General features: G+C 74.2%; 6 protein-coding genes and 4 tRNA genes. 6 read left to right on the top strand and 4 right to left on the bottom strand.

The window, feature by feature from the left end; translation table 11 throughout:
• Positions 1–131: 131 nt before the first annotated feature.
• The 3 genes from ACRYR8_RS20300 to ACRYR8_RS20290 all read right to left on the bottom strand — a co-directional run bounded on the left by ACRYR8_RS20300 (position 132) and on the right by ACRYR8_RS20290 (position 1,509).
• Entirely contained in the window at positions 132–749 is a 618-nt protein-coding gene (locus ACRYR8_RS20300) for an MOSC N-terminal beta barrel domain-containing protein (RefSeq protein ID WP_432486070.1), read from the bottom strand.
• 22 nt (positions 750–771) lie between these two features.
• Positions 772–843 (bottom strand) — tRNA-Val (locus ACRYR8_RS20295).
• 81 nt (positions 844–924) lie between these two features.
• Positions 925–1,509, bottom strand: a complete 585-nt coding sequence (locus tag ACRYR8_RS20290; RefSeq protein ID WP_432486069.1) for a TIGR02611 family protein — start codon at positions 1,507–1,509, stop codon at positions 925–927.
• A 323-nt stretch (positions 1,510–1,832) separates the two neighbouring features.
• Between ACRYR8_RS20290 and ACRYR8_RS20285 the strand changes: the two genes are divergently transcribed.
• From ACRYR8_RS20285 to ACRYR8_RS20270, 4 genes are all read left to right on the top strand, one after another.
• On the top strand, positions 1,833–2,261 hold the full coding sequence (locus ACRYR8_RS20285) for an SsgA family sporulation/cell division regulator (RefSeq protein WP_242127076.1): 429 nt from the start codon (positions 1,833–1,835) through the stop codon (positions 2,259–2,261).
• 222 nt (positions 2,262–2,483) lie between these two features.
• A tRNA-Gly gene (locus ACRYR8_RS20280) sits at positions 2,484–2,556 on the top strand.
• 30 nt (positions 2,557–2,586) lie between these two features.
• Positions 2,587–2,657: transfer RNA gene (locus ACRYR8_RS20275), tRNA-Cys, on the top strand.
• A gap of 33 nt (positions 2,658–2,690) precedes the next feature.
• A tRNA-Val gene (locus ACRYR8_RS20270) sits at positions 2,691–2,765 on the top strand.
• A 189-nt stretch (positions 2,766–2,954) separates the two neighbouring features.
• On the opposite strand, the gene ACRYR8_RS20265 is transcribed toward ACRYR8_RS20270, so the two are convergent.
• Complete coding sequence (locus ACRYR8_RS20265; RefSeq protein WP_432486068.1) at positions 2,955–3,959, bottom strand: YihY/virulence factor BrkB family protein; 1,005 nt, start codon at positions 3,957–3,959, stop codon at positions 2,955–2,957.
• A 148-nt stretch (positions 3,960–4,107) separates the two neighbouring features.
• Here ACRYR8_RS20265 and glgX point away from each other — a divergent pair, with 148 nt between their 5' ends.
• Together glgX and treY are read left to right on the top strand one after the other, a co-directional pair.
• Complete coding sequence (glgX, locus tag ACRYR8_RS20260) at positions 4,108–6,249, top strand: glycogen debranching protein GlgX (RefSeq protein WP_432486067.1); 2,142 nt, start codon at positions 4,108–4,110, stop codon at positions 6,247–6,249.
• Positions 6,246–8,723 carry a malto-oligosyltrehalose synthase gene (treY, locus tag ACRYR8_RS20255; protein WP_432486066.1) on the top strand — a complete coding sequence of 826 codons (2,478 nt, stop codon included), beginning with the start codon at positions 6,246–6,248 and terminating at the stop codon, positions 8,721–8,723. The genes glgX and treY overlap by 4 nt, the downstream gene beginning before the upstream one ends.
• Positions 8,724–8,783: the final 60 nt, after the last annotated feature.

Genomic DNA, 8,783 nt, shown 5'->3' with positions numbered 1-8,783 from the left:
CCCCCCCCCCCCCCCCCCCCCCCCCCCCCCCCCCCCCCCCCCCCCCCCCCCCCCCCCCCCCCCCCCCCCCCCCCCCCCCCCCCCCCCCCCCCCCCCCCCCCCCCCCCCCCCCCCCCCCCCCCCCCGCGACTCTAGCCGGGAGCCCCGGCCGCGCCGTCGGCACTCGCCCGCAGCCGCACCGGGTCGCCGGTGCGCACCGTCCCGCCGCGCAGCACCTCGGCGAAGGACCCGGCGCAGTGCCGCGGCGGCTCCCCGAGGCGCAGCAGCACCGGGCCCACCTCCAGCAGGGCCCCGGCCAGCTCCGCGGCGGGCGGCAGCGCCCCGCCGGTGGGCCGCAGGACGAGGTTGGCGCGCGAGGAGTCACCGGCGCCGGGGGCGTCGCGGTCCGTGGTGGTCACCACGTGGACGGCGGCGACCTGGCGCGCACCGCCGGGGGCGCGGCGGAGCCGCACGGGCCCGTCCACGCCCAGGAAGCGGGCCACGGCCGCGAGGTCCCCGGGTGCACCGCCCGGGGCGCTGACCACGGGGGCGTGCGCGGGCCCGGACAGCTCCAGCTCGCGCAGCCGAGGTGCGGTCCTGGCCCGCAGGGGCTCGCCGTCGGCGAGGGCCAGCACGAACCCGCGGTCCCCCGCCAGGCCTTCCGGGCCGATTTCGGCGGCCTCGACGCACAGCCCGGCGACGGACTTCACGGGGAAGAGGGCGAGCTGCACCACGAGAGCCCCGGCGTCGATGACCCCGGGGCTCTGCATGCACTGCTCCTGAACGATGGCGTGGGCGATACTGGGATCGAACCAGTGACCCCCTCGGTGTGAACGAGGTGCTCTCCCGCTGAGCTAATCGCCCGGTGCGACCGCTGACCGCGACCGGTGGAAGAACCATACCGTGTCCGCGGGGGTGCCCACGACCGCCCCCGCCCCGGAGCACCTAGAGACCGGGCAGGCGGGTCAGCTGAGCGGTCACCACCTCGGGGCTCCAGGCGGGCACGCCCTGCCACGCGAGGTACCCCCAGGCCACGGCCCCGACGGCCGCCGCGGTGCCCGCCCCCATCCCGATCCGGGCGCCCCAGGAGCGCCGGGCCACCCACGCCGTCCACCGGTGCACCTGGCGGCGCGCGAAGCGGTGCACCCGGCGCGCGGTGGCGAACTCCGTGCCGAGGATCGCCAGCCCGAGGAAGACGACCAGCCAGCCCGGGCCGGGCAGCGGGACCATGAGCAGCCCGAGCAGCGCCACCGCACCGCCCACCACGCCCACCGCGGTGCGGTAGGCACGGTCCGCGTGGGCGTCGGCGCGCAGGCGCTCGCGGCGCTCGCGCAGCGCGGCGCGCAGGCGCTCGGCGCGGTGGCGGCGCACCGCGAGCGGGTCCGCCGGCTGCCCGGCCCCTTCGCGGGTCGCGCGCGCCGCCGGCACCCCACCGGTCCCGGGGGCGAAGAAGGGGCCCGGGGGCGGCGTGCCGCCCCCGCCGTCCCCCGCGCCCGCGCGGCCGTCCCGCTCGTCCGCCGTCACCCGCACCCGCTCCTCCTCCGCTCGCCCCCGCCGCCGGGGGCCGTCCCGTCCGGCGACCCGCCGTCTCACCCCGCAACGCACGAAGGGGCCCTGGCGCTCCCGAGCACGCCACGAGCACGTCCCGAACGCCGCCGCGACCCCCTTCCGGAGCGCCTGCGCGAGGCGCTCGCGCGCCGGATCCCCGGGAGGGTCGTGCACCCCGGGGAACCGCGGGTGAACGCGACACGTCCCAGTTGCGCCTTCCGGGTGTTTCAGGGGGCGGATCAGTGGGAAACTGTGGAGCACGGTCGCTGGAGCCCGTCAGCGGCCATGAGCACACGGAGGTCGACGTGCCTGCACTGCCGCACCGCAAGACCGAGGTCGACGTCGACGTGTCGCTGCGCCTACGCACCACCAGCGGACCCGGGCTCCCCGTCCCCGCCAGCCTGCACTACGGGGCTGACGACCCCTTCGCCATCCACGCGGTCTTCCGCGGGGGTGACGCGGACGTGGAGTGGGTCTTCGCGCGCGACCTGCTGAGGGAGGGGCTCACCGCACCCGCCGGCGACGGCGACGTGCAGGTGCGCCCGTGCACCGACTCCCCCGAAGGCCGCCCGCGGGTCCTGCTGCGCCTGTCCTCCCCGGACGGCAACGCGGAGCTGGAGGCGGACGAGGCGGACGTCCGGCGCTTCCTGCGCCGGGCGGAGGCCCTGGTGCCCCCCGGGCGCGAGGCGCGTCACCTGGACCTGGACGACCTGATCGCCCGGCTGACCGCCTGAGCAGCGACGAGCGCGACGCTCGCACGAGGGGCTCCGCCCGACACGGACGTCGGGCGGAGCCCCTCGTGCGTCCACCCACCGTCCGACAGGGCACCGCGGGCGAACGCCGGGTGAACCGGGGTGGACGGGGCGCCCGGGGGCGGTTGGACTGCACCCGCAGGCGTCGGCTACTGTCTACGACGTCACGGGGAACCGGCCGGAAGGGCGGGGAACCGGAGGCATGCGGACGTAGCGCAGTTGGTAGCGCATCACCTTGCCAAGGTGAGGGTCGCGGGTTCGAGTCCCGTCGTCCGCTCGGAGGCCGGCTCACAGGCGCGAGCCTCGCGGTGGAGTGGCCGAGAGGTTAGGCAGCGGCCTGCAAAGCCGTCCACACGGGTTCGAATCCCGTCTCCACCTCACAGCCCACCGGGTAGCTCCCGGTGTGCTCGAGGGCGATTGGCGCAGCGGTAGCGCGCTTCCCTGACACGGAAGAGGTCACTGGTTCGATCCCAGTATCGCCCACCACGTCGCACTGCGACGACGAAGGCCCCTGCGGACACCACGTCCACGGGGGCCTTCTGCATGCCCGTGCGAGCTCGGAACGAGGTGGCGCGGCCAGGCTGCCGGACCCGTGCCACGGCGAGGGACCGTCCGTGGCCGACCGACTGCGGGCCCGCGCGGCGCCACCGAGCGCGACGACCGGCCCGCACCGCATCAGGGGACCCAGCGGCGCCGCTCGACGGCCTCGGCCCGGGCCGCCTCGCGGGCCGCCGCCTTGGTCGGGTCGGGGCGGACCCGGTCCACCGCCGAGTTCAGCGCCGCTCCCGCCAGGACCGCGATGGCGAGGAAGTAGAACCAGACGAGCACGACGATCGGCGCGGCCAGCGGCCCGTAGATCGACGTGGACGTGCCGCCCACGGACGCCGACAGCAGCGTGCGCAGCACCGAGGACGTCAGCAGCCACAGCAGCAGGGCGAGCACCGCGCCGGGCAGGTCGCGCCACCACCGGCTGCGCACCGGTGTGGACAGGTGGTACAGCGTCGCGAGGCCGACCACGGACAGCACCAGCACCACCGGCCAGTAGGCGGCGGAGAGGACCTCCAGGTCCCGCGGCAGCCAGCGGCCGACCAGGTGGGGACCCACCAGAAGCAGCGGGACCACCACGACCGCCACCAGCAGCGCGACCAGGTAGGTCGACAGGGACAGCAGCCGGGTGCGCACGATGCCGCGGTGCCCACCCAGCCCGTACATGATCGAGATCGTGTCGACGTACACGTTGAGCGCGCGTGAGCCGGACCAGACGCTCACGGCGAAGGCCAGCAGCGTCAGGTCGGCCCGCCCGGTGGTGGTCACCGAGTCGAAGGTGGGGAGCACGACCTCGGCGATGACCTCCGGGGTGAAGAAGGCCTGCGCCAGGCGCGTCAGCTGCTCACGGGCGGCGGCGACCTCCCCCTGCCCCAGCCACCGCCCGACGTAGCCGAGGCTGGCGACGACCCCGAAGACCAGGGGCGGCAGCGACAGCAGCGCGAAGAAGCCGCCCTCGGCCGCCAGGCCGGTGACCCGGAAGCGCATGCAGGCGGACACGGTGCCCCCCGCGAGCTCGCGCGCCACGCGCAGGGCCCGGCGGGCGGGTGCGACGGTGGCGCGAGGGGTGGCGCGGCGGGTGTCGAGGCCGCGGCGCGAGCGGGCGCCCGCCGGCCGGGAGGGGTCTTCGGGCACCGCCGAAGGGTAGCCGCGCCCGCAGCGGGCCCGGCGGCGCGCACCGGGTCCAGCGGCCCGGCCGGGGTGTGGAGAGCGGCCGGAACGGACATGATGACGGTCGACCGCGCACGTGGAGTGCACGAGCTAGGCAGTGGAAGGACCCGCGATGCAGATCTGGCCCGGCCAGCCCTACCCCCTGGGAGCCACCTACGACGGGGCGGGGACCAACTTCGCCTTGTTCTCCGAGGTCGCGGAGCGGGTGGAGCTGTGCCTGATCGGTGACGACGGCACCGAGCAGCGCCTCGACCTCCCCGAGATGGACGGCTTCGTGTGGCACGCCTACCTGCCCTCGGTCATGCCGGGGCAGCGCTACGGCTACCGGGTGCACGGGCCGTTCCACCCCGAGAGCGGTGCGCGCTGCCAGCCCGAGAAGCTGCTGCTGGACCCCTACGCCAAGGCGATCGAGGGCCAGGTCGACGGCGACGAGTCCCTCTTCTCGTACCGCTTCGACGACAACTCCGTCGTCAACGACGACGACAGCCTGGGGCACACGATGCTCTCGGTCGTGGTCAACCCCTTCTTCGACTGGGGCAACGACCGGCACCCGGGTCACGAGTACCACGAGTCGGTGATCTACGAGGCCCACGTCAAGGGCCTGACCCAGCTGCACCCGGACATCCCCGAGGAGATCCGGGGCACCTACGCCGGCATGGCGCACCCGGCGATGATCGAGCACCTCACCTCGCTGGGGGTGACCGCCGTGGAGCTCATGCCGGTGCACCAGTTCGTGCAGGACACGCACCTGACCGACAAGGGGCTGTCCAACTACTGGGGCTACAACACGATCGGCTTCTTCGCCCCGCACAACTCCTACTCCTCCACCGGTCAGCGCGGCCAGCAGGTGCAGGAGTTCAAGTCGATGGTGCGGGCCCTGCACGAGGCGAACATCGAGGTCATCCTCGACGTGGTCTACAACCACACCGCCGAGGGCAACCACATGGGACCGACCCTGTGCTTCCGCGGGATCGACAACCAGGCCTACTACCGCCTGGTCGACGGCGACCAGAAGCACTACTTCGACACCACGGGCACCGGCAACAGCCTGCTGATGCGCTCCCCGCACGTCCTGCAGCTGATCATGGACTCGCTGCGGTACTGGGTGACCGACATGCACGTCGACGGCTTCCGCTTCGACCTGGCCGCGACGCTGGCCCGGCAGTTCCACGAGGTGGACCGCCTGAGCGCGTTCTTCGACCTGGTGCAGCAGGACCCGATCGTCTCGCAGGTCAAGCTCATCGCCGAGCCGTGGGACGTCGGTGACGGCGGCTACCAGGTGGGCGGCTTCCCGCCGCTGTGGACGGAGTGGAACGGGCGCTACCGCGACACCGTCCGCGACTTCTGGCGCGGTGAGCCCCGGACCCTGGCCGAGTTCGCCAGCCGCATCACGGGGTCCTCCGACCTGTACGAGCACTCGGGCCGCAAGCCGATCGCGAGCATCAACTTCGTCACGGCCCACGACGGCTTCACGATGCGCGACCTCGTCTCGTACAACGAGAAGCACAACGAGGCCAACGGCGAGGGCGGGGCGGACGGCGAGAGCCACAACCGCTCCTGGAACTGCGGCGTCGAGGGGCCGACGGACGACCCGGAGATCGTGTCGCTGCGCGCGCGCCAGCACCGCAACCTGCTGACGACGCTGCTGCTGAGCCAGGGCGTGCCGATGATCCTGCACGGCGACGAGCTGGGCCGGACGCAGAAGGGCAACAACAACGTCTACTGCCAGGACAACGAGCTGGCGTGGGTGGACTGGGACCTGTCCGACCCGCAGCGCGAGCTGCTGCGGTTCGCCCGCCGTGTGGTCGAGCTGCGCCGCACCGAGCCGGTCTTCCAGCGCCGGCGCTTCTTCGCCGGCGAGTCCCGCCACGGCGGGGAGAGCGAGATCGGTGACATCGAGTGGTTCGCCGCCGACGGCACCGAGATGACCGACGCGGACTGGAGTGACGACGCCAACCGCAGCGTCATGGTGTTCCTCAACGGTGAGGCGATCCCCGAGCCGGACCGCCGCGGGGAGCGCATCGTGGGCGACTCCTTCCTCGTCATGTACAACCCCTGGCACGAGGCGGTGGAGTTCACGCTGCCGGAGAAGGCGTACGGCGACAACTGGCACGTGCGCCTGGACACGGCCGACGACCAGGTCGGCGTGGTGTCGATCTTCACCGAGGAGTCGGCGTTCTCACCCGGCACGAAGCTGCCCGTGGCGGGCCGCTCGGTGCTCGTCCTCGCCCGCGAGCCGCTGGGGGACAAGTGACCGGCCCCACCTACCGCCCGGCCGTGGTGCCGGTGAGCACCTACCGCTTCCAGGTGCAGCCGGCGTTCACCTTCGACGACGCGGCCGCGCAGACCGAGCACCTGCGCCGCCTGGGCGTCTCGCACGCCTACCTCTCGCCGATCCTGGCCCCCGCGAAGGGCTCCACCCACGGCTACGACGTGGTGGACCACTCCCGGCTCAACGAGGAGGCCGGCGGGCGCGCCGGCTTCGACCGGCTCGTGGCCGCGCTGCGCGGGGCGGGCCTGGCCGCCGTGGCCGACGTGGTGCCCAACCACATGGCGGTCCCCACCCCGGCGCACGAGAACGCGCAGCTGTGGTCGGTGCTCAAGGAGGGCCCGCGCTCCCCCTACGCGCGCTGGTTCGACGTGGACTGGTCCGTGCCCGACCGCGCGATCCTCATGGCGGTGCTCGGCCAGCGCATCGGGCAGGTCCTGGCCGCGGGCGAGCTGAGCCTGGGCACGCGCTCGACGCCGCAGGGCGAGGAGCACGTGCTGCGCTACTACGACCACGTCTTCCCCGTGCGCCCCGGCACCGAGGACCTGCCGCTGGCGGAGCTGGTGGACCGGCAGTGGTACCGCCTGGCCCACTGGCGGGTGGCCGACGAGGAGCTGAACTACCGGCGCTTCTTCGACGTGGACACCCTGGCCGCGATCCGCGTGGAGGACCGGGAGGTGTTCGACGCCTCCCACGCCCTGCTGCTGGAGCTCGTGGGCCGCGGGGACCTGCAGGGCCTGCGCATCGACCACCCCGACGGGCTGGCCGACCCGCGCGGCTACCTGCGGTGGCTGGCCGAGGCCACCTCCAGCGCCACCGGGGACGGCAGCGCCTGGGTGGTCGTGGAGAAGATCCTCGAGGGCGAGGAGGAACTGCCGGCGGACTGGGCGTGCGCCGGCACCACCGGCTACGACGCCCTGCAGCGGGTGGGCGGGCTGTTCCTGGACCCGGCGGGGGCCGAGCCGCTGACCGAGCAGTACACGGCGCTCACCGGTGAGACCGGCACGTTCCAGGCGGTCGTGGACAACGCCAAGCGCGAGGTCGTCGAGCACGGCCTGTACGCCGAGGTGCACCGCCTGGTGGACCTGCTGTCGGGCATCTGCCACGACGACGTCGACCTGCGCGACCACACCCGCCGGGGCCTGCACGAGTGCGTCGTGGAGCTGCTGGTCGCCTTCCACCAGTACCGCGCCTACGTGGTGCCCGGCGAGGAGGCGCCGCCGGAGGCCGTGCGGGTGGTGGAGAGCGCGGCCGAGCAGGCCCGCGCCCACCTGCCGGAGGAGCGCCACGACACCCTGCAGGTCGTGGTGGACCTCGCCCTGAACCGGGCCGGGAGCCCCTCGGACGCGAGGATCGCCGAGTTCGTGGTGCGGTTCCAGCAGACGTGCGGTCCGGTGATGGCCAAGGGCATCGAGGACACCTCGTTCTACCGGTGGTTCCGGCTGTCCTCGCTCAACGAGGTGGGCGGGGACCCGACGCGGTTCGGGACCTCCCCGGAGGAGTTCCACTCCTTCTGCTCCGCCCTGGCGCGCCAGTGGCCGGCCGCCATGACGACGCTGTCCACGCACGACACCAAGCGCAGCGAGGACGTGCGGGCCCGCCTGTCGGTCCTGTCGGAGCTGACGGAGGAGTGGGGCGCGGCGCTGGCGCGCTGGCGCGAGCTGGCCGCCGAGCACCGGGCGGGCGAGCTCGACGCGCGCACCGAGCTGCTGGTGTGGCAGACCCTCTTCGGCACCTGGGGCGAGGGCCCGATCAGCGCGGAGCGGCTGCTGGGCTACCTGCAGAAGGCCACCCGCGAGGCGAAGGAGCACACCACGTGGACCTCGCCGGACGAGGCGTACGAGGCGGCCGTGGAGCGCTTCGCCACCGGTGTGCTGGGTGACGAGGCGATCCTGGCGGCGGTGCGGGAGTTCGTCGACGCGACCGCGCCGCAGGCCCGCGTGGCGGTGCTGGGGCAGAAGTTCGTCCAGCTGGCGATGCCGGGTGTCCCGGACGTCTACCAGGGCACCGAACTGGTGGACCTGTCGCTGGTCGACCCGGACAACCGCCGCCCGGTGGACTACGCGGAGCGCTCCCGGCGCCTGGCCGCGCTGGACGGCGGCTCGGCCCCGGCGGACCTGCACGACGAGAAGCTGCTCGTCGTCTCCCGCACCCTGCGGGCCCGCCGGGACCACGAGCGGTCCTTCGTCGGCCCCGAGGCCGGCTACTCCCCCGTGCCGACGTCCACGGGTAACGCCCTGGCGTTCGCCCGGGGCCCGGTCGAGGCCCCCGGGGCGATCGCGGTGGCCACCCGGTTGCCGGTGTCGCTGGAGCGCAACGACGGCTGGGGCGAGCACACGCTGACCCTGCCCGAGGGCCGCTGGCGCAACGCGTTCACCGGGGCGGAACTGGCCGGTGGCCCGGCGCGCATCGCCGACCTGCTGACCGACCTGCCGGTGGCTCTTCTGCTGCGCTCCTGAGCCGGCTCCCGGACCGGGCCGGGACGCACCGGGGGCGCTGCACCGTCGCGGTGCAGCGCC

It is taken from the genome of Kineococcus esterisolvens, assembly GCF_050871405.1.
Taxonomy (GTDB): Bacteria; Actinomycetota; Actinomycetes; order Actinomycetales; family Kineococcaceae; genus Kineococcus.
This window is presented reverse-complemented; position numbering and strand designations above follow the sequence as displayed.